Origin of the sequence: Marinomonas lutimaris, from assembly GCF_019426345.1 — a bacterium.
GTDB classification, from domain to species: Bacteria; Pseudomonadota; Gammaproteobacteria; order Pseudomonadales; family Marinomonadaceae; genus Marinomonas; species Marinomonas lutimaris.
Map to the genome: position 1 here is coordinate 316,908 of NZ_JAHLLW010000001.1, position 20,527 is coordinate 337,434.

Annotated in this window: 18 protein-coding genes and 1 pseudogene; 10 read left to right on the forward strand and 9 right to left on the reverse strand. The window is 45.3% G+C overall.

The genetic code is table 11. From position 1 onward, the window contains the following. Window positions 1-27 precede the first annotated feature (27 nt). The 3 genes from KPL72_RS01395 to KPL72_RS01405 all read right to left on the reverse strand — a co-directional run bounded on the left by KPL72_RS01395 (window position 28) and on the right by KPL72_RS01405 (window position 3,462). A complete protein-coding gene (locus KPL72_RS01395; protein WP_219701440.1) occupies window positions 28-1,782 on the reverse strand; it encodes a hypothetical protein in 1,755 nt (584 codons plus the stop codon). 170 nt (window positions 1,783-1,952) lie between these two features. After that, window positions 1,953-2,546 carry a DNA-3-methyladenine glycosylase I gene (locus KPL72_RS01400; RefSeq protein WP_219701442.1) on the reverse strand — a complete coding sequence of 198 codons (594 nt, stop codon included), beginning with the start codon at window positions 2,544-2,546 and terminating at the stop codon, window positions 1,953-1,955. Beyond that, window positions 2,533-3,462: a LysR family transcriptional regulator gene (locus KPL72_RS01405; protein WP_219701444.1), complete on the reverse strand. Its 930-nt coding sequence runs from the start codon at window positions 3,460-3,462 to the stop codon at window positions 2,533-2,535. The genes KPL72_RS01400 and KPL72_RS01405 overlap by 14 nt, the downstream gene beginning before the upstream one ends. Window positions 3,463-3,662: 200 nt before the next feature. Between KPL72_RS01405 and KPL72_RS01410 the strand changes: the two genes are divergently transcribed. The 5 genes from KPL72_RS01410 (at window position 3,663) to KPL72_RS01430 (ending at window position 9,513) form a co-directional block, all read left to right on the forward strand. After that, complete coding sequence (locus KPL72_RS01410; RefSeq protein ID WP_219701446.1) at window positions 3,663-4,694, forward strand: amino acid ABC transporter substrate-binding protein; 1,032 nt, start codon at window positions 3,663-3,665, stop codon at window positions 4,692-4,694. 96 nt (window positions 4,695-4,790) lie between these two features. After that, window positions 4,791-6,023 (forward strand): amino acid ABC transporter permease, encoded by a 1,233-nt coding sequence (locus tag KPL72_RS01415; RefSeq protein ID WP_219701448.1) that lies wholly within the window; start codon window positions 4,791-4,793, stop codon window positions 6,021-6,023. Continuing rightward, the gene (locus KPL72_RS01420) at window positions 6,024-7,382 is read left to right on the forward strand and encodes an amino acid ABC transporter permease (RefSeq protein ID WP_219701450.1); all 1,359 of its coding nucleotides are present in this window, start codon (window positions 6,024-6,026) and stop codon (window positions 7,380-7,382) included. It abuts the gene before it with no gap. Next, entirely contained in the window at window positions 7,382-8,152 is a 771-nt protein-coding gene (locus KPL72_RS01425) for an amino acid ABC transporter ATP-binding protein (RefSeq protein ID WP_219701452.1), read from the forward strand. The genes KPL72_RS01420 and KPL72_RS01425 overlap by 1 nt, the downstream gene beginning before the upstream one ends. Before the next feature lie 50 nt (window positions 8,153-8,202). After that, complete coding sequence (locus KPL72_RS01430; protein ID WP_219701453.1) at window positions 8,203-9,513, forward strand: NAD(P)/FAD-dependent oxidoreductase; 1,311 nt, start codon at window positions 8,203-8,205, stop codon at window positions 9,511-9,513. A 46-nt stretch (window positions 9,514-9,559) separates the two neighbouring features. On the opposite strand, the gene KPL72_RS21415 is transcribed toward KPL72_RS01430, so the two are convergent. The 3 genes and pseudogenes from KPL72_RS21415 to KPL72_RS21470 all read right to left on the reverse strand — a co-directional run bounded on the left by KPL72_RS21415 (window position 9,560) and on the right by KPL72_RS21470 (window position 10,709). Beyond that, window positions 9,560-9,961: a GFA family protein gene (locus KPL72_RS21415; RefSeq protein ID WP_219701801.1), complete on the reverse strand. Its 402-nt coding sequence runs from the start codon at window positions 9,959-9,961 to the stop codon at window positions 9,560-9,562. 39 nt (window positions 9,962-10,000) lie between these two features. Next, window positions 10,001-10,621, reverse strand: a pseudogene (locus tag KPL72_RS21420) (Vat family streptogramin A O-acetyltransferase); the annotation flags it as partial. Window positions 10,622-10,634: 13 nt separating this feature from the next. Further along, complete coding sequence (locus tag KPL72_RS21470; RefSeq protein WP_219701802.1) at window positions 10,635-10,709, reverse strand: hypothetical protein; 75 nt, start codon at window positions 10,707-10,709, stop codon at window positions 10,635-10,637. Window positions 10,710-10,896: 187 nt separating this feature from the next. On the opposite strand from KPL72_RS21470, the gene KPL72_RS01450 reads away from it, so the two are divergent. The 5 genes from KPL72_RS01450 to KPL72_RS01470 are packed head-to-tail and all read left to right on the forward strand — an operon-like array spanning window position 10,897 to window position 16,265. Beyond that, window positions 10,897-12,582, forward strand: coding sequence for a phosphotransferase (locus KPL72_RS01450; RefSeq protein ID WP_219701455.1), 1,686 nt, complete (start codon window positions 10,897-10,899; stop codon window positions 12,580-12,582). Next, entirely contained in the window at window positions 12,575-13,516 is a 942-nt protein-coding gene (locus KPL72_RS01455) for a GAK system ATP-grasp enzyme (protein WP_219701457.1), read from the forward strand. Before KPL72_RS01450 ends, KPL72_RS01455 begins: the two co-directional genes overlap by 8 nt. Continuing rightward, window positions 13,513-14,613: an HprK-related kinase B gene (locus KPL72_RS01460; protein ID WP_219701459.1), complete on the forward strand. Its 1,101-nt coding sequence runs from the start codon at window positions 13,513-13,515 to the stop codon at window positions 14,611-14,613. Before KPL72_RS01455 ends, KPL72_RS01460 begins: the two co-directional genes overlap by 4 nt. Before the next feature lie 51 nt (window positions 14,614-14,664). Further along, on the forward strand, window positions 14,665-15,999 hold the full coding sequence (locus KPL72_RS01465; protein WP_219701461.1) for a metallophosphoesterase: 1,335 nt from the start codon (window positions 14,665-14,667) through the stop codon (window positions 15,997-15,999). Beyond that, window positions 15,996-16,265 carry an amphi-Trp domain-containing protein gene (locus KPL72_RS01470; protein WP_212917221.1) on the forward strand — a complete coding sequence of 90 codons (270 nt, stop codon included), beginning with the start codon at window positions 15,996-15,998 and terminating at the stop codon, window positions 16,263-16,265. Before KPL72_RS01465 ends, KPL72_RS01470 begins: the two co-directional genes overlap by 4 nt. Window positions 16,266-16,339: 74 nt before the next feature. Here the strand turns inward: KPL72_RS01470 and KPL72_RS01475 are convergent, their stop codons facing one another. The 3 genes from KPL72_RS01475 to KPL72_RS01485 are packed head-to-tail and all read right to left on the reverse strand — an operon-like array spanning window position 16,340 to window position 20,477. After that, window positions 16,340-17,155 carry an inositol monophosphatase family protein gene (locus tag KPL72_RS01475; protein ID WP_219701463.1) on the reverse strand — a complete coding sequence of 272 codons (816 nt, stop codon included), beginning with the start codon at window positions 17,153-17,155 and terminating at the stop codon, window positions 16,340-16,342. Between the two features lie 17 nt (window positions 17,156-17,172). Further along, window positions 17,173-18,246 (reverse strand): ABC transporter ATP-binding protein, encoded by a 1,074-nt coding sequence (locus KPL72_RS01480; RefSeq protein ID WP_219701465.1) that lies wholly within the window; start codon window positions 18,244-18,246, stop codon window positions 17,173-17,175. Continuing rightward, window positions 18,243-20,477: an ABC transporter permease gene (locus KPL72_RS01485; RefSeq protein WP_249411656.1), complete on the reverse strand. Its 2,235-nt coding sequence runs from the start codon at window positions 20,475-20,477 to the stop codon at window positions 18,243-18,245. Before KPL72_RS01485 ends, KPL72_RS01480 begins: the two co-directional genes overlap by 4 nt. Window positions 20,478-20,527 lie beyond the last annotated feature (50 nt).

Below are 20,527 nucleotides of genomic sequence, written 5' to 3' on the forward strand. Positions count from 1 at the left end.
TTTTAGCTGTAATCTTATCTATATTTTTTAGTTACAGGATAACGTTTCTACGTCAGATAATACTGCGTAATAAGTTAAGCTAGATTTAATGTCATTTGGATTTTTAGTTTCAGTTTCAGTTGAATCAGGGATTGTAATGTCTTTATAATCGTCAAGGGTCACTGTTGGCGCTGTTAAATAGCCTTTTGAGGCGATACTGCTACTTTTATTGATGGTAGTCTGAATTTCTAACTTTAATTCCTTGCCATCCTTATCTTTTAGTTTGGAGAGCATTTTTAGCTCTTTTGGAGTGAAAGAAAAGGCGGCATTCAAAGCAAAGTTCGTTTCCTCATTGGCATTGTAATAAAGCTCTTCTGCAGCCAATGTCGTAGTAACGATTTTTAAACGGTCGGCATCTGAGCGTTTTTTAAGCATAGCAAGCTCATTGCAAGACATTTGGTAGCGTTCTATTATGACACCATCAACGACAGTATAGCCGGAGGCTGTTTTGTTTGCTTTCATATTTGTAGAGTTGGATTCTGATTGAACGACGACGCCACTTTCCCATTTTGTATTTTTCGCCCAGTTATATACCACTCTGTTTGGTACAATCGCGAGAGCTTCGACTTTTAGTCTGGCTTTTTCTAACGCTACTAGGGCCTGTTTTTTATCTTCTTCTGAGCAAGCATTCTGAATATTTTCTGGATTTTTTGCACTTTCTTCAGCTTCACTCAAATTTTCTTTAGCTTTTTCCTTTGCGGCTTCGTCGCTTTTAGCTTTAGCTTTAGCTTTAGCTTTAGCTTTAGCTTTAGCTAGATCAGCCTTCTTATCATCGATGATTTTATTTAGCTTTTTTTGTTCGTTTACAAGGCAGGATAAATGGTTTGTACTGGCTATTACAAAGTCTGCTGACCTAGTTTTTTCATTATTGACTGCATTAATAAATGCTAGCATTGACTTTGAATTGGGGAGTTCACTTATTGATTTATTCAGATCTGCTAAGGCTTTGTTTCGATTGTCTTCTAGATTTTGACATTGTTTTTCTAATATCTCTGATATCACTTTCTTTTCTTTAGTGAATTCTTCTTGAGTACTTGAGTTCAGCTTACTATAAGCTGTGTTTGTTGCGTCAATTTGGCATTGTAAGTATTCAGCATTCGCTGCTTCATAAGCAGATGATAATATGATTTGTTGATTGAAGTTCGTCAAATTTTTCGATGTATTAGAAGGGTAATATTCTCTGTATAGCTTGCCTTTACGCTCAGCTTCTACATCAACTATGTTTGTTTTAATTGTATCAAGTATGGCGATGATTTTATTGTATAAATTATTAGCGCTATCTGGGTTTTTACTATTGTTTCTTAGTATATTCAGCTCTTGTCTTAGTGTATTTTCACTTTCACTTAATAATATTGGCGCATCACTTAAGCTGTTAATTATCTTATTTAAAGCGATTTTAGCTTTCTCTGTATTTAATTTATCTGACATTTCTTTTTTTGATTCTTTTAGTGCTTCCACTAAGCTTTCTGTTATCTCTGAATAAGCTAGTTCATTCTGACAGTTCGCAGAAAACGGAGAACGGTATCTACTGGTTATACAAACTTGTCCCACTCTGAATGCTAGTTGCCCATTTAAAGAAACGTAGGTGGTTTGTAGCGGATGGCTAGTTATCATCCATTTACTGGGGTGCATGGCAACGCCGTCGTTTTGTGCCGATGAGGTTAAACTATCTACCACATTGAGTTGAGTGTTCGAACAAGCGGTTAATAGCGCGATAGAGATTAGAAAGAATAAAAAACGCATAGTGGAAGTCCTTTTTCTTTACTGTTCTTTTACAAAATAGATCGTTTTTTGATCATTTGCAAGTGAATCATTCTTGCTCAAAGGACATAAGACTAAAACATGGCATAAATATGTGGATATATGGCATTGCTGTTCGTGATGAAATTGTTTGCTTGAAAGTGATGTTTTGTTTAACTCGGCCTAACAAGCCCCTTCCTCGTTTTATCAATTTCCTCCCGCATAAAACAGTTTTCCGCATGGTCATTAATCAGCCCCATAGACTGCATAAAAGCATACATGGTGGTTGGGCCGACGAATTGCCAGCCGCGTTTTTTGAGCTCTTTTGAAAGGGCGATGGATTCAGCGCAAGTGGTTTGGGTTTCTGGTGGAGGAAGGGTGTTTTCGTCGGGTTCGTAGCGCCAGATAAACGCGGCTAACGAGCCTTCTTTGTCTACCATTTCTAAAGCGCGTTTGGCGTTGTTAATAACCGCGAGGATTTTGCGCTTGTTACGCACGATGCCCTCGTTGTTGAGTAATTCTGCTATTTCTTTTTCACCAAACAGCGCGACTTTATGAAAATCGAATTGCTGGAAGGCGAGGCGAAAGTTTTCTCTCTTAGTCAAAATAGTTCGCCAGCTCAAGCCTGATTGAAAGGTTTCTAAACAGAGTTTTTCAAACAGACGCTGGTCGTCATCAACCGGAAAACCCCATTCTGTATCGTGGTAATGGGGAAAATCTGGCGCGGAACTGGCCCACGCGCAGCGGGCTTTATCATCGGGTAGCATGCTTTGTGTCCGGTGGAAGTTGCGTTTGTAACTCTAATTTTCTTATCAATGCGTCGTAAAAATCTTTGGCGAGGCCAGACAGTGGACTCAAATTGGAGGTCAGTACTTCGAGCGGTTCAACAACGCTGGGGTGGAAGGGTTTCAAAACGACGTTGGGTAATTGAAAGACTTTGTCAAAGTAACGGAAGTTCAGAATGTCGACCAAAGTCGCCCCCATTCCTAAGTTCACAAAGGAGAGACCATGAATAGTCGTATGAACTTCTAAGGTTCGATTCAATGGTAGCCCGACTTCCGCATAAATGCGTTTGAGCGCTTTTGTGGTGGCGTTTTCGGAATCTAAAGTGATCCAACTAAGATCCAATAAGTCTTTAGGGTGAATAACGTCTAGCTGAGCAGCTGGAAGATCTTTCGGCACGGCACAATAACAAGGTAAGTCGAAGGCGACTGAGTCGTGTTTTGATGAACTTTGGGCTTTATCAACCAAGCCGATTTGATATTGTCCTGACGCGATACCTTGTCTAATGGCCGAGCAGCCAGAGAGATGTAAACTCACATCCACACCAGGGTTATCTTTCATGTATTCAGCGATAAGTTCGGGTAAAAACTGATAAGAAGGTCCGAAAATCGTGCAGATTCGCAATCTGCCAGTTTTGCTGTTTTTGGCTCGTTTTATGCTGTCTTCTAGATGGTTTACGCCTTGTAAGATGCCATAGACTTCTTCGTGTAAGTAGAGCGCCTCATCTGTCGGAATAAGCTTGCCGTTGTTACGCACAAAGAGTTTATAGCCAATTTCTTCTTCAAAATTCGCTAGCATTTTACTGGCCGCTGGTTGGCTAACATAGCTTCGCTCCGCGGCTCTCGTGATGCTGCCAGTAACAAATACTTCGTGAAATATACGCAACTTATTGATGTTCATCGGCATAACCTAAAGTTATTAGACTATTAAAAATATTCAGTGTGATTATAGAAAATCTTCACATAAGATCCTAACTGTTAGTTGTATGATCTGCATCAAAAGATTTAACAAAACGATGGGGTCGCGGACTCGATTCATAATAAAAATGAGTCTGAATAAAAAGAAATTACAAAATCAACAGCATATAAAAGGAACGAACAATGAAGAAATTTTCTATAGCGTTAGCAGCAGCTACAACGCTTCTAGCGGCAAACAGTTATGCAGCGGATACCACTTCTACCCTAGATGCGGTAAAAGAACGTGGTTATGTAAACTGTGTAATTGGTAACTCATTTCCAGGTTTTTACAGCTTAAACAAAGCTGGCGAGTGGCAAGGCATGGACATTGATATGTGTCGTGGTGTTGCTTCCGCGGTGTTTGGTGATGCTTCTAAAGTGAAATTCCTGCCGGTACAGTGGGCGCAAAGTTTCACTTCTATTAAGAGTGGTAAAGGTGACATTTTATCAAAAGGCATGACGTGGACGCTTTCCCGTGATGCGGCACAAGGTCTGGACTTCCTTGATACCTATTTTTACGACGGCCAAGGTTTCATGGTGCGTAAAGACTTAGGTGTGAAATCTGTTAAAGAACTTAAAGGCGCGACGGTTTGTGTATTGACCGGAACCTCTAGTGAATTGAATATCGCGGATTATAGCCGTGCGAATAATTTAGATATCAAAACCGTCGTATTTGATGATTCATCCGTGCGTAACACGGCTTTTTTCAACAATAACTGCGACGCATTAACCAATGACAAATCGGGTTTAGCAGCGCAACGTTCAGCTGCGCAAAACCCAGATGACTACATTATTTTGCCAGAAACAATTTCCAAAGAAGCTTTGTCATTCGCTGTTAAACAAAACGACAGCGAATGGGCGAACGTTGTGAAATGGAGCTTTGCTGCCATGGTTGCAGCAGAAGAATTTGGTGTGAATTCACAAAACGTCGAGAAAATGCGTGCAGAAAGTCAAAGCCCAGTAGTTCGACGCTTACTCGGTGTTGAAGGTGACTTGAATACAGGTCTAGGGCTTCCTCAAGATTGGGCATATCAAGTTATTAAAAACGTTGGTAATTACGGTGAAGTATACGAACGTAACGTAGGAACTGATAGTGTTCTGGGTCTAGATCGTGAAGGTACATTGAATGCGTTGTGGACTAACGGCGGCATGATGTACGCGAAGTCTTTCCGCTAATTCTATTTACTAATAGTGAATGCAATAGGTAGGTTATGTTTCTAGGCCTATCTATTGCTGCAATTTTAGTTTTCCTCCTTCGTTCGGTATATAGATATGATTCAGTCCTCTACGAGTAAACCACAAAAACGCCCGACTAAGGGTGCTGGTTTACCTTCGTCTACGACACAAAAATGGCTGTCTTTGCTTAATAATGATTCAAGCAGAGCGGTGATCTTGCAAGCCATTGTCTTGATGCTGGTTTTGTTCGGCTTGTGGTTTTTATTCGCCAATGCCAGTGAAAACTTAAACCGCCTAGGCATGACGTTTGGCTTTGATTTTCTGCAGGTGACGGCAGGATTTAATATTAGCTGGAGTCTGATTCCTTACGACCCAGGTATGACTTACTGGCGTGTATTTTTAGTCGGTATTGTGAACACGCTAATTTTGTCTTTCTGCGTGATTGTTGTCGGCACTCTCATTGGTACAGTGGTGGGGATTTTAAGATTATCCGATAACCCTTTGGTTTCTCAATTAGCACGTTGGTACGTTGAAGTCGTGCGTAATGTGCCTCTGTTAATACAGATCATCTTTTGGTTTACCGTGGTGTTTTCAACCTTGCCTGCGCCTCGTCAAAGTTATCACCTTGGCGAATGGCTTTTCCTAAATAATCGTGGCCTTTATGTGATGACAATGGAAAGCACCTTGTCATGGGGGTGGATTGTTGTTCTTGGGCTTGCCTTGATCGCTGCACTTTACGGCTTATTTCGTTGGTCTAAACCTTATTACACCTTGTCAGGCTCTCGCTCTACCGGATTCTATATCGGCTTAGTTGTGTGGGCGTTGGCTGCTTGTTGGGCTATTTGGAGCTTATCTAATTCGACGAGCTTGTCTGTTCCAACACTACAAGGCTTTAACTTCAGCGGCGGTGCGTTTCTTCCTGCGTCGTTTGGTGCAGCGTTTGTTGCCATGACGGTGTATCGATCTGCGGCGATTGCTGAAACGGTTCGAGCTGGTATGCAGTCTATCGACCGAGGACAACATGAAGCGGCGTTTACCATTGGTTTCTCACGCGTTCAGTCGTTGCGCTTGATTCTGATTCCTCAAGCGATTCGATCCATTATTCCGCCAATGACCAACTCTTGGTTGGCAGCGACAAAAGACTCGTCACTGGCGGTAGCGATTGGTTTCCCGGAATTGGTGTCTGTGTTCATGCAAACTTCCATGAACCAAACCGGACGCGCTATCGAGATCATCTTTATGGTTATGGGTTTCTATATCTTCATCAGTTTGCTGATCTCTTACTTGCTCAACAAGTACAACGACAGCGTGCAGTATAAGGTGCGATAAATGGACGATTTGAATGTGAAAAACCAACCTGCTTTAAAGCAATTTGTCCCGACTCCACCTCGTCCGCCACGTAAAAGCGAAAAAGGTATTTTCGGCACAATTCGCCATCGTTGTTTCAACAGCATTGGTAATAGCTTACTGACTTTGTGTGTGGCGACAGTGCTGTTTTATTTAGTGAAACATGTGTTGGATTGGGCGGTATTTAACGCGGTTTTCATCGCGGATAATCGTCGTCAATGTATGGATATCAGCCCAGACGGCGCCTGTTGGGCCGGTGTTATTAGCTGGTTTAATGGCTTAATTTACGGTCGTTTTCCGGTGGACGAGCAATGGCGCGTCAATATCGGCGTATTGCTCGGGTTGGTGTGGCTATTACCGCTGATGTCGAAGCGCATTGCTTTGCGTAACTTCATCTTGTTGTCTTGGATTGGCCTGTATCCTTTTGTGGGTGCTTATCTTTTCTTAGGCGGCCGTTTCGGCGAGGAATTGGGCTTGGTACATGGCGCGATGACCTGTCTTGCCTTGGCTTTCCTAACCATTATCTACGCTAACTGGATCTTATCTTCGCTTGGTAAAAAAGGCCTAAACGAACTGTTTGTGCCGCTGGTATCACGCTTGGTTGAGCGCCGTATTCATCTGTTGAGCTTTGTTGCTGTTTGGCTGCTTGTCGCATTGGTGATCGCGTCTGGCCTTAGCCAAGTATCACTTGAGCCTGTGCCAATTGAGCGTTGGGGCGGTTTGTTCCTAACCTTCATTATTGCTGGTTTTGCCATCACCATGGCGATTCCTGTTGGTGTGATTTTAGCGCTAGGTCGACGTTCTAAATTGCCAGTGATTCATTGGCTTTCGATGACAGTGATCGAGTTAGTTCGTTCTGTACCTTTGATTACCGTCTTATTTATGGCCGTGACCTTGCTGCCTATCTTTTTGCCAGCGGATATGGAGTTTAACAAGCTCACGCAAGTACTGGTCGCAGTGTGTTTGTTTGCTGGTGCTTACATGGCAGAAAACATTCGTGGTGGTTTGCAGGCGATACCAAAAGGTCAGTACGAAGCCGCGGCTACGCTTGGCTTAGGCTATCTGCATACCATGGTGCTGATCATTCTGCCACAGGCCCTAAGAATGATGATTCCGAACATCATGACGTCGTTTATCAGCTTGCTAAAAGACACCACACTGGTTTCCATCATTGGTTTGTTCGACATTATGTTGATGGCGCGCAACATTGCTAATGACAAAGACTGGGTGGGAATGCACACCGAGCCTTTGGTGATGATTTCCGTGCTCTTCTTTATCTTGTGCTACAGCATGTCCCAATACAGTTTGAATCTTGAAAAACGTTTAAAGGTGGATCGCTAATGACGACGTCATCAGGAAATTTAGCCCAAAAAGCCGTCACTGAAACGGCGATTAAAATCGACAAGCTGAACAAATGGTACGGAGATCATCACGTTCTTAAAGACGTTTCTCTAGACATTAGTGAAGGCGAAATTATGGTGGTGTGTGGGCCGTCTGGTTCAGGTAAATCGACGCTGATTCGTTCGTTGAACCATCTGGAAGAATACCAAGAAGGTGTGGTTTCCGTGTTTGGGCAGCCGCTTTCTCGGGATCGTCAAAGCCATAAGATCATTCACCAAACCATGGGCATGGTGTTTCAGAACTTTAACTTATTCCCTCACCTTACTGTTTTGCAGAATTGTACCTTGGGTTTGACTTGGCTGCGCAAGATGTCAGAACGTGACGCTGACAAAATGGCCATGCGGTTGTTGGATCGCGTCGGGATTGCCCATCTTGCGACACGTTATCCAGGGCAATTATCTGGTGGTCAGCAACAGCGCGTGGCGATTTCCCGATCCCTCGCTATGGAACCCAAAATCATGCTGTTCGATGAGCCTACCTCCGCACTTGATCCCGAGATGGTCAAGGAAGTATTGGACGTGATGATCGACCTTGCCAAAACCGGCATGACCATGGTGTGTGTTACTCATGAAATGCAGTTTGCTCGACAAGTTGCTGATCGCGTGGTGTTCATGGCCGACGGAGAAATCATCGAAGTTGGGCCACCAGAACAGGTGTTGGTGAATCCCCAGTGGGATAGGACTAGAGAGTTTTTACAACACGTTCTCTAGGACTTTATTAGCAGTACTAACTTACCCTTATTTTATGGAATGAAATCGATATGTTGGCAAAAAATATATCGACGTATACCAACATGCCTTTTTGGCTGGCAGATACGTCTTTGGCGAGCAAAATACACACAAATGCGCGCTTCGAAATCCCTCAAAAAGTCGACGCTGTGATTGTTGGTGGCGGCTTTACTGGCATCTCTGCAGCCATTACCTTGGCGCGAGCGGGACTAAAAGTGGTTCTACTGGAAGCTGGGCATTTAGGCGAAGGCGCGAGCTGTCGAAATGGTGGTTTGCTTGGGCCAAGCTTCAGCAAATTAGGCGTCGATGGACTCGAACGCCAGTATGGTCGTGACAATGTTCATGAGACGATTCGTGAAAGCTTAGTAGCCTTTAATTGGCTGGTGGATTTTATCAAGGAAGAGGAAATTGATTGTGATTTGTCCTTGTGTGGCCGCTTCCGTGGTGCCAGTCACCCTAGTCATTACGCGGGCTTGATCGAGCAAGCGGAAGAGCTCGCGAAAGTCGTGGATTTCCCCGCTATTGCCGTGAGCCGTCAGGATCAATTCGAAGAAGTAGGTTCTAACGCGTATCACGGTGGTGTGATTTATCCGACCGATGGTACGTTACAGCCCGCCAAGCTACATCGTGGACTTTGCCAAATTGCTCAGCAATCAGGTGTGTTAATGCTAGAACACACCAAGGTGCGAGATGTCAGTAAACAGGGCGCTAGCTACAAGGTTCAGTACGATGGCGGTGTTATCGATGCCGATCAAGTGATTATCGCGACCAATGGCTACACAGGCGGCGAATTTGATAAATTCAAACGTCGCATCATTCCTATTCGTTCTGCGATGATTGCCACTGAAGAATTACCTGAATCTGTGATTCGTTCCGTGAGTCCGAAGTTACGCGCCCATGGCGGCACCGAGCGTTTGGTTGCTTATTATCGACCTTCGCCAGATGGCAAACGCATCTTGTTTGGCGGACGAGCATTTGGCCGCGGCGACCAGCCACAGCTGTATTCGAAATACCTACAAGACTTCATGATTCGCGTGTTTCCTCAGTTGGAAGAAGCGAAAATTGATTATGCTTGGTCTGGTTATGTCGCCTACACCTTTGACCATGTGCCACACATTGGCAAGATGGACGACATGCACTACGCCATGGGTTACTGTGGTTCTGGTGTTGGTCGTGCCAATTATTTTGGTCGTAAAATCGCTCAACAAGTGCTTAACCAAGTGGAAGGCAAAACCTCATTTGATGGCTTTCCCTTCAAAACGCGTCCTTTGTACACTGGAACACCTTGGTTCTTGCCGATGATTATGAAATGGCACGACTTTGCGGATCGTCGAGGCTGGTAACACCAGATGTAAAAACTTATCAAAACCTCAGCGACTCGCTGAGGTTTTATGGCTTACGATCAGCCGGATGATTAACGCCATCGTTTGTCACCACATCGCCAAGATCATAAGGATTAACACCTTCAAGACAACCTATGTTGTAGCCATATTGGGTTGGGTTTGATCGACGTTGATGATGAGTATAAATGCCACAGTTTGAACAGAAAAAATGCTTGGCTGTGTTGGTGTTGAATTGATAAAGCTTTAACACATCATGGCCTTTAACGATTCGAAGGTTATCTAGCGTGACAGAACCTACGATGGCACCTTTACGACGACAAATAGAGCAATCGCAGCGCCTTGGATTTTCGATGCCGTTAGGCAGGGTTAATTCCAATTCAACAGCGCCACAATGACAGCTGGCTTTGTGTTTGAGTTTTATTTTTGTTGGGCCGACTTGCTTGATCATCGCGTTTACCTCATTTTTGAATTCGTCGGCTTTGGCGTCTCGTAACCGAGCCAAATCGGCACCGACAATGGCGTCTAAATGTTGGGTTATTTTCTCGGCGCTCCAATCCCACCACGCAATGTCTTGTAATGCTTGAATGGTTTGCTCGTCAAAACGGTATTTGATGACCTTGGCAGGATTACCACCGACCACGCTGTAAGCTGGCAGGTCTGATGTCACCACGGATTTGCTGGCGATGATGGCGCCATTGCCGATTTGCACACCGGGCATGATGGTGGCGTCGTAGCCAATCCACACATCGTTACCTATATTCGTATCACCCTTGTAGGGTAAATCTCCTGCCTTTGGCGCCGCTTTTTCCCAACCATTGCCGAAGATGTAAAACGGGTAAGTGGAGAATCCTGTGTTGGCGTGGTTGGCGCCATTCATAATGAATGTCACGTCTTTTGCGATGGCGCAAAACTTGCCGATAATGAGTTTATCGCCAATAAAATCAAAGTGATAAAGCACATTGTCTTCAAAACGTTCTGGCCCATCTGGATCATCGTAATAGGTGTAATCACCAACGATGATATTGTCTCGGGTAATGAAATTTTTCAGGTAGCCGACTTGTGGGAAGCCCTTCATCGGCTCTTTATTATCTGGATTGGGTCCTTTCATATTGCCTCCTTTTCTAATCAATCACATGCAAGGCGCGATATTCGTCGTAAGCGAATTGGTCTGTCATGCCGCTTATGTAGTCTTGAATTTCTTATCATTCGATAGTAACGATATTTTGGACGACAAGTCATGTTTTAAGTGATGGTATTTTAAACAATGAAGCGGATGGTTCGCTTGTTTCTCATGCAGTTAGGTGTTGAGTTGTCACAGAACTGTCATCTTGATGCTTTCTACTGTCTGTATAGTCAAAGGTAAAAGTAGTAGGGAAAAATGTTATGCCTTCACCCCCAGTTGTGGCGACTCTGCAAGAGCATGTGTCTTTTCTCTTGCATGAGGTCGAAACACACTGTCATCTCGTTGAGCTTTTTTTTACATCAGGTTCTGTTGAGTTATTGTCGAGCATTCGCGGGCGTCGTGGTTATGTGCAAGCGCTGCGGGAAAAAGCCGACATTGAAACGGCGCGTTTATTAGAACGTCGCAAAGCCAATACCACCTTCCATGCTCAAGTCAGTGGCATGCATGCCTTGGTGATCGCCCTTGAGATGTTGGCCAAGCATTGTTTCGATTGTGTTCGTGAGGGCACGCTAGAGGAAGCCTACGAGCATCCAACAGGGCAAGAATGCCGCAAGCTGGTGAAACGTATCAGACGTGCTTTGCGCTTAGTGAAAGTTGGCGTGAGCGACAACCGTCGCCGGACGGGCATCAAGCTAGGCCGACGCACGCATAAGCTGCTGGCGAGCTATAACGAGCTGCAAGCGTTAACGTTGCAAGCGAAGTTCGACCTGAGCGATGAACAGTTGCGGGCTGCGATTTTAAGTAATGTCAGTATTAAGCGCCTGATAGAGCAATTAGGCGTGGTGGCAGAAGCCTTGATTAAGGCGGATCTTGGTCAAGTGGCCACATTGCAAAATTACCCTCATTTATTGGACAGTGCGACCAACCTAAATTATGACCTGCGAGATTTAAAAGTTCGCCGCTTGGCGTTGACTCGCTCTGGCAGTGCCATTGCGGCAATTACCCACAAGGATGAATCTGGCAAAGAGGTGTTAGCGGTTTACAAAGAAGGAGATCGCGCCAAGATCGAAGAAGAAGTGGCTGGAGTGAATCAATGGCGCAATATTGATCCTAGATTGGCTCCTAGCGTTCTTTCCCAAACCGGAACGTCTCAAATCAATGGGAAGAAGGATGACAGCAATGAGCAATCGTCTTTATTAATCGAACATATTCCGGGGAAAACTTTGGAAGCTTTGTTGCTCGATGGTGACCAAGACGGCACTCAAGCCGCGCTCAAAGTCTTATTTAAAACCCTGAATCAAACGTGGAAAGCCAGTTTAACGTCGGAATCTTGCACTGCAAATTTCATGGGGCAATTACAAAAACGTATTGGCGACAGTCGCAAGGTTCATCCTGAATTTTTCAAAGACGAAGAACGCATTTGTGGTTACACCAGTCTAAGCTTTGATGAGTTAGTACGTCGCGTGGCTGTAAACGAAGCCCAATGGCGAGCGCCGTTTTCCGTGCTGACCCATGGGGATTTTAATGTCGATAATTTGATTTACGACGACGCGGAAAAACGCGTGTATTTTATCGATCTACATCGCGCGTCTTACTTTGATTATGTGCAAGATTTGTCGGTGTTAATGGTTTCGATTTACCGCTTGCAGGTGTTAAGTGGTGAGACGCGAAAACAAATGATGGAAAGCGCCAAAGCGGTGTATCGCTTTGGTCGACGCTTTGCCAATCGTCAACAAGATAGCTCGTTTGAAGTTCGTCTGGCGGCGGGGCTTGCCCGTTCTTTTGCGACTTCGACACGATTTATTTTTGATAAAAAGCTCGCATCTCGAATGCATTTACGCGCTCGCTATTTGCTTGAGCGCCTAGCAAAGCTGTCGTCAGAAGAACGCACCTCTGAACAAGCCCAGACATTTACTTTACCGCTTAAGGAGCTTTACGTTGAATAAGCCGAGAATTGGGGTCATTGGCATCCCGGGAAAATGGTCTACAGAAGTATTGGCGGATCGCCTTGAAGAGCGTACAGGCTTTCGCGCTGTGATCGATATGAGCAAAGTAGAACTGCGTTTAGATACTAATCAATTGATGTATCAAAACTTGGATTTGATGACGCTGGACGGTTTGATCATCAAGAAGATCAGCGAAGTGTATTCGCCGGCTACAGAAGACCGTATTCATCTGTTGTCTTATGCGGAGCGCGCTGGCGTCAAACTGTTTAGTCCAACTCAAAGTGTGGGTAACTTGGTGAACCGCTTGAGCGGTACTCTGGCGTTGCAGCAAGGCAACATTCCTATGCCGAAAACGCGCATCACAGAGAACCCAGAACAAGCTTTTGCTACAGTGCGAAAATTTGGCTCAGCGATATTAAAACCGCTGTATTCCACCAAGGCTCGCGGCATGATCATGTTGACCGAAGACGACAGTGACGAATTTGTTCGCAACGCGTTGGAAGAGTATCGTCAGAGTCAGTCCATTTATTATATACAGCAAACGGTGAAATTAGATGGTCGAGATTTGGGCATGGTGTTTGTTGGCGGTGAATACCTTTGTACTTATGCGAGGGTCGGCAATAAAGACTCTTGGAACACCACGATTAACAGCGGTGGCAAGTATGAGAAATTTGAGCCTGATGCCGCGTTGATTGAATTAGGCCGCCGAGCTCAATCTTGTTATGACCTGAGTTTCACTACCGTAGATATTGCCCTGACCAATCAAGGTCCAGTGGTGTTTGAAGTGTCGGCTTTTGGTGGCTTCAAAGGTGCGCTAGAAGGTTGCGATATCGATGCAGCCAGTGTTTACGCGGACTTTGTCCTGCAAAAATGTGGTCTACAAAACGATACTTCAAAAGATGGTGTATTGCAGAAGAAGGAGATTGCATCATGATTAAAACCTTATTGAACTTGCCCCATGTAAACGAAGCATTAAGTCATTGTGAAGAAACGATTCGACTTCACTTTGCCGATTTGTCGGTAATTGTTCATTCCAATGAGGCCATGTTGTTGGCGGGTATTGCCGATTATTATCGTAGTTATTTGAAGGCCGAGGCCCACACGACAATGTCTTTGAACTTGTATGTGATGGAGCAAAACGTCGTTGGCGATGAGCTAGATTGGTTAAATGTGCCACGTGAAGAAGGCAAACAAGGCCGTAAAGAAGGCTATCTTGATGTGGCTGGTGGACGTTGGATTAAAAAATTTAAAACCGGTATGGCGTTTTTACAACGACCGGATCACGCCGTTGCTGTGGGCTCTTGTGCGTCTAACTTGGCGCAAATTATCAACTTTATTAACAACCAATTTTTGAATCATTATTTGCGTGAAGGTTTCACCTTGGGCCATGCGTCGGCGTTTTGTGTAAATGGTGAAGCGACAGCCATCGCCGCTGGATCGGGCGGTGGCAAGTCCACCTTGATGCTGCGTTGTCTGGAAAATCCTAAGCGTGACTTTCTCACCAATGACCGACTTTTACTAAAAAAGACAGCGTTTAAAAAGACCGAGCAAGGTACGCAAACCATCGGCTTGGCTAAACTGCCGCGAGTAAACCCAGGTACCTTGTTACATGCCGAGCGTTTACGTCACATCTTGCCAGAAGCGCGCCAGCAAGCCTTACGCCAAATGCCGCAAAGTGAGCTGTGGTCTTTGGAAGAAAAATACGATGTACAAATCGAAGATGAATACGGCCCAAACCGTGTTCGCTTAGCCGGAAATCTATCTCGTCTTATCATGCTGGACTGGTCATTAGACAGCGCTGAGCCGACGCAATTAGAACCGGTTGATTTGGCTTCTCAGCCTGAAGTGATCGAAGGACTACGTAAACGCCCAGGGCCGTTTTATCAAGATAAGAGCGGTGAGTTTGCTGATCTGAACGCCATTGATTCTGTGGCGCACTATTGTCGTGAACTGGCGAACGTGGACGTGTATCGACTCACCGGCAAGATCGACTTTGATCGTGCTTATGAATTAATCGCTGCGTTGGATTAAATCCCACGCGCCTGATTAATGGCTCTTTTAACAGAAAAGGTAACCAATATAATGCAAAGCCCCATCCCAACCGTCACAGACTGTCCTCATCACGCTGATATTATCGCTCGTTTACCAAGCGAGTGGGCGGCTTGGCCTCGGGATGAAAGCTCGGCAAATAGTCATGTTTTAGAACCGAACAAAACGCCGTCTTTATTCAAGAAAAATAAGCTGTGCTGGCCAAAGCGTTCCGTGGTGTTTATTTCTGATCCTCATGCAGATGCAGTAGCTTTTGAGGACTCTTTGATAGCCGCTGGTGTGGCAGAGCGTAAGAAAAAAGCGGGTTTGGGTCATCTTTCCCTGACGAAAAAAGGTAAGCAGTCGGAAATCATCGTGGGTGGAGATTGTTTGGACAAAGGGCCGAGTAATTTAAAATTACTGCGTAGTGTGAAGCAGCTTTATAAGCTAAAAGCACGAGTAACTTTACTCGCTGGTAACCACGACTTGCGCTTGTTGATGGGATTGTTGGCACTGGCGCGCAAAAAGGATGTGGGCAACCAGCACTTTTTCGTACGCATGGGGAAAAAAGTCGTGCCGTTGTTTCGGGAAGTTTTCGACGAATATTTGGCTGACGCTCATTGGGATAAGAAAATTCCCGATGAAGATACGTGCCGTGAACTACTTTTCCCCGGTGACGATTGGTTTAAAGAGTTTCCGTTTCATGCAGCAGGCTTTTTGACCGCAGAAGGCATCGACCGTGAAGTTCGTAAAATGGAATCTAAGAATCATAGTTTCGAGAAGCACTGCTTGTCAGCCGGATTGAGTTTGCGACAAGTCTATGCCACTTCGTTGAAATGCCAGCAATTGTTCTTGCATAAAAAGGGCGAGTTTAATTGGTTTTTTCGCAGGATGGAGCTGGTCGCCAAACGAGGTTCATTTTTATTTTTGCACGCTGGTTTGGACGACAGCATGGGGCAAATGTTGCTGAAAAGCGGCACTAAATATGCGAACAAAGCCTTCCATCGCAATTTAAAACGTCGAGATTTATTCAGCTTTTACTACAGCTCGATTGCCAATACCTTTCGCACAAAATACCGTGATGCCGACTTACCGTTGACTCATCGAGGTGTGCATGCCATTCACAAGGCGGGTATTCATGTTGTCGTGCAAGGCCATATTAACCGTCAGCAAGGCCAGCGTATTACCATCAAAAAAGGCTTGGTGCATGTGGAAGCTGATATCACCTTGGACTGTCACTCCCGTACTGCGGAAGGTTTAAAAGGCCATGGTATTGGCGCGACCTTGATCGGCAAGGATACTGGAATTGTCGGATTAAGTTGCGATTATCCAACTGCAAAAGTTATGACCTCAACCGAACTGCAAGGAATTTACGGACAAGTATTATGAAATCTAAAACAGAATTTAAATACGAAGCTTTACTGGATGCCGATGATATTCAAGACGTACTAAAAGCGCTCTCGAAAGGCTTGTCGAAAGGCAAACTGGAATTTAGTGAAGAAAAAGAAGGTTCCTTAACTCTCGATCCAAAGGGGCTAATGCGCCTAAAAGTTAGTGCGTCAGAAGACGAAGATAGCCAGCAGTTTGAAGTAAAAGTGCGCTGGGAAAAACGCCCTAAGCGTCTTAATAAAACAGCGCCAAATATTTTGTCTTGATATTTTCTAGTGGATAAAAAAAGACCGCCTATTTGCTTAAGCAGTGAGGCGGTAAAGTTCGAAGAAACGCATTTTTACACTGATAATTGGTTAATCATCTGTCTCAGTGAGTCTTTGATTCCGCTTGCGGACACGATTATAGGATTGCCCTTTAGCAGTCCTTCACCTGATAAAAAGTCATTGGTTGCGCCACCAGCTTCATCCACCATAATGAGTCCTGCTAAACAATCCCATGAGTTGATGTGAGGTTCGTAGTAGCCAATCAAACGACCAGCCGCCACGTAAGCCAACATGAGTGCGCCAGAACCGTTGCGAATAAACATGCCACCTTGGTTTAATAGCTTGTCGATGAAGTTCACACATAGCGATGCTGGAACTCGGTGAGACGTACCTAAGCCCATCACGCCTTCTTGTACTGAATTTACTGCTAATGTTGCGACTTTTTTGTCGTTTACAAAACAGCCTTTGCCAGCTACGGCGCTAAATAGTTCGTTACTGTTTGGGTCAAAGATCAGGCCACAGGCAATTTTATCGTTCACCATGAGCGCAATCGAAATACACCAAGAATGCATGCCATTGAGGAAACAAGCCGTACCGTCAATTGGATCAATGACCCACAAATACTGGTTGTCACCTTTGGTAATACCTTGCTCTTCACCAAGAAAGCCATCTTGCGGGAAGTGCTCTTGTAAGCCTTCAATAATGGTGACTTCCACATTACGGTCAGCGATGCTTACTACGTCTTGTGGTTCCATTTTGGTTTCGACGATTAACTTTTCTCGATTACGAAAATACTCCAGAGCTTGAGCCCCAGCGATTTTGATCACTTTCTCAGCATGGTTAAATCGGTCGAGAACCGTTTGATCTATTAGGTTATGAGCTAAAAACATGAGGTTTACTCTCCACTCTAAGCTGTCTTAACTAACGCAAGACCGCGATTTGAAAACGCAATAGACACATCGGAACCGACGGGAATTGCTTGCTCAACACGATAGTCGACGACGAATAAACTACCGACTTCGGAATCAACATCGTATTGCATTTGGTTGCCTAAATAAGTGGCTCGCTTAACGGTGCCAGTGAGTCCTGTGGACTGTTGGTCTCGCATGGATAAACGCACGGAACTTGGGTGCACTGCTAACAGCACACGGCCTTTGCTAAAATCCCGTTGTGGTAAAGAACAGCGCAGTGCGCCGACGGCAACTTCTGCGGTCTGCCCGTCGGTGGCGATGATGTCCGCCTCGATGAGATTGGCGTCACCAATAAAATCAGCAATAAAGCTTGAAGCAGGTGCTTCGTAGAGTTCACGTGGGCTACCTTCTTGGGCAATGACTGAGCGATTCATTACGATAATGCGATCCGATACAGCCAGCGCTTCTTCTTGATCGTGGGTCACATAAACCGCGGTTAAACCGATTTTTTGCTGAAGTTCGCGAATTTCTTCCCGAACATGACGACGTAATTTGGCGTCTAGGTTTGATAGCGGTTCGTCTAGCAGAAGCACTTCAGGTTCTAGAACTAGTGCTCGAGCCACAGCAACACGTTGCTGCTGACCGCCGGATAGTTCACTCGGGTAACGCTGCCCGTAGCCTGCCAAGCCAACCAGCTCCAATCCTTCTTCGCTCTTTTCCTTGGCTTCGATTTTATTAACGCCGCTGGCGTTTAGGCCATAGGCGACGTTTTCAGCCACCGTCATGTGCGGAAACAAGGCATAGGATTGAAACACCATGCTGACATCTCGGTCAGTTGCAGGTAGATGCGTAACGTCTTTATTGCCTATCATAATACGGCCAGAAGTGGGGTGTTCTAATCCTGCTAGCATGCGCAGCGTGGTGGTTTTACCACAGCCACTTGGTCCTAATAAGGTGACAAGGTTGCCTGGTTCAATCGTGAACGATACGTTATCGATGGCAGTGACATTGCCAAAGGTTTTAATGACGTTTTCAAAGCTCACCGAGCCTGGTTTGTAGTGGAGACTCATGCGTGTTTCTCCTTAAGAGAAGGGCTTGAAGTAGCCGATGATTTGGAAGAATGAGAAATCGAATCTGTGCGTCGTAGGCGGCGTTGCCCAACAAATAAATTAATAGCGATAATGGCCGTCAACATGACTAAAATCAGCACGCTACAGTAAGCGATTGCAATGCCGTACTCGCCGTTTTCCACTAAGCCTATGATGTAAGAGGTCGCCATATTGTGATCGGCGCTGACAAGAAAGATAACCGCACTGACCGAGGTAATGGCGCGCACAAAGCTGTATACCAAAGCTGCGATGATGGCAGGGCGTAGCAGAGGAAGTATCACGCGTCGGAAGGTCATTAAGCTGTTTGCACCTAAGGTGAGCGAGGCTTCGTCTAAGCTCTTGTCTAATTGACTCATGGCGGCAATACCGCCACGTACGCCAACGGGCATATTACGGAAAACAAAACAGATAATCAGGATCACGCCTGTGCCAGTAAGCTCTAGCGGCGGCACGTTAAAGGCAAGGATATAGCTGATACCAATAACAGTACCCGGAATTGCAAAGCTCAACATGGTGCCGAACTCGAAGGCATTTTTCCATTTGAACTGCTGGCGTACTAACAAGTAAGCAGTCAACAAACCAACGATGGCCGTGAAAGGTGCTGCAATGGCGGAAATGCTTAGCGTCGTCCATAAGGAATCCCATGCTGCGCCTTCCCAGATCACACCAAACTCGCCCCATCCGACAGAAAAAGCGTCTTGATAATGCTGCAAGGTAAAGCTGTTATCGTAGCCCCAGTTTTGTACAAAACCACCGAACATGATCATGCCGTAAATGACGATGGTTAATGCTGCCCAAGGCAGGGCCGTCATGTAGCAAGCTAACTTCATTCCGTGGTTTAAGCCCATGTAAGCACCGGAATCTGCTTTACCCGTTACTGTGGTATAGGATTTTTTGCCGATCCAATGACGCTGAAGGAAAAATGCGCTTAGAGTGAAAATCAACAATAGAATGGCGAGGACAGCCGCATAACCTTGATCGTTTTGGGCGCCGACGATGGCGAAGAATATCTCGGTGGAAAGCACATCAAAGTCACCACCAAGTACCATTGGATTACCGAAATCGGCCAAACTTTCAATGAAAGCCAGTAAAAATGCATTGGCTAAACCAGGGCGCATTAATGGCAGTGACACATTGATAAAGGTTCGCCAACGATCGGCACGTAAGGTCTGAGAGGCTTCTTCCATAGAAGGGCTAACGCCTTCCACCACGCCAATCAATACCAAAAATGAAATCGGTGTAAAAGATAATACTTGAGCAAGTAATACGCCCGGCATGCCATACAGCCATCGACCTGGTTCAATATTAAAAGCATCAGCGAAGAATTGTGTCACTACGCCAGAACGTCCGAATAATAGAATCAGCGCTAAGCCAATAACAAAGGGTGGTGTGATAATAGGTAAAACAGTGAGCAGACGTAAGGATCTTTTCCAGCGAAACCCAGTGCGGGTGACGACTAGCGCAAAAGACAAGCCTAGCAAGGTTGTTAATGTTGCTGTCAGAATTGCCAGCGTTAGGGAATTCCACGCAGTGCCGCAAGCGTAGCCACCGCTGAGGCACGACAACGACCAAATATTATCGCTAAAGAACTTACCGAAAAACGCCGTTGGAGCAAACATGCCGTCATTGTTCATAAAGGCGCTAATTAATACTTGGCTGACAGGGAAAAATACAAATAAGCCAACCAACGCGACGATCAAACCAATGCTTCCGGTGACAAAGACATCACCTTTCAAAAAGCCTGTAGCAGCAAGTCCAGTGGTTAAAAGTATCAGGAAGGACAAACCACATAGCATGGCTCCATAGCCAAAACCATACTGTTGGTATTCTAGTTCGCCAAATAAGGATTCCAGTCCTGAAAATTGCCAACCACTGACGCCAATGGCGAAACCTTGGCCCATCATATAGATAAGGCCAAAAGCGCCAGAATAGATTAGATAGCGGCTGTATCTAGGGTCGCTTTTCGTTAATGAAATTAGGCGCAAAGGTGCAATTAAAGGTAAGGCTAATGGCAGTAACCAAAGTTTATCACCAAGCAAGCCTTGCAGAATCGCAGGAGCGTAGTAGAGGTCAGTAGGATAACCGTCGGTTAACCAGACAAATGACCAAAAGCCATCTTCGAGCAGATACCACGGCATCAGCAAAAAGCCGATCCAGCCGAGTAACAGCCACGGAATAAAAGAGTGTTTCACGATCGATACTCCAAACAGTAACTTGAGTCTCTGCCGGGACTAAGGCCCAG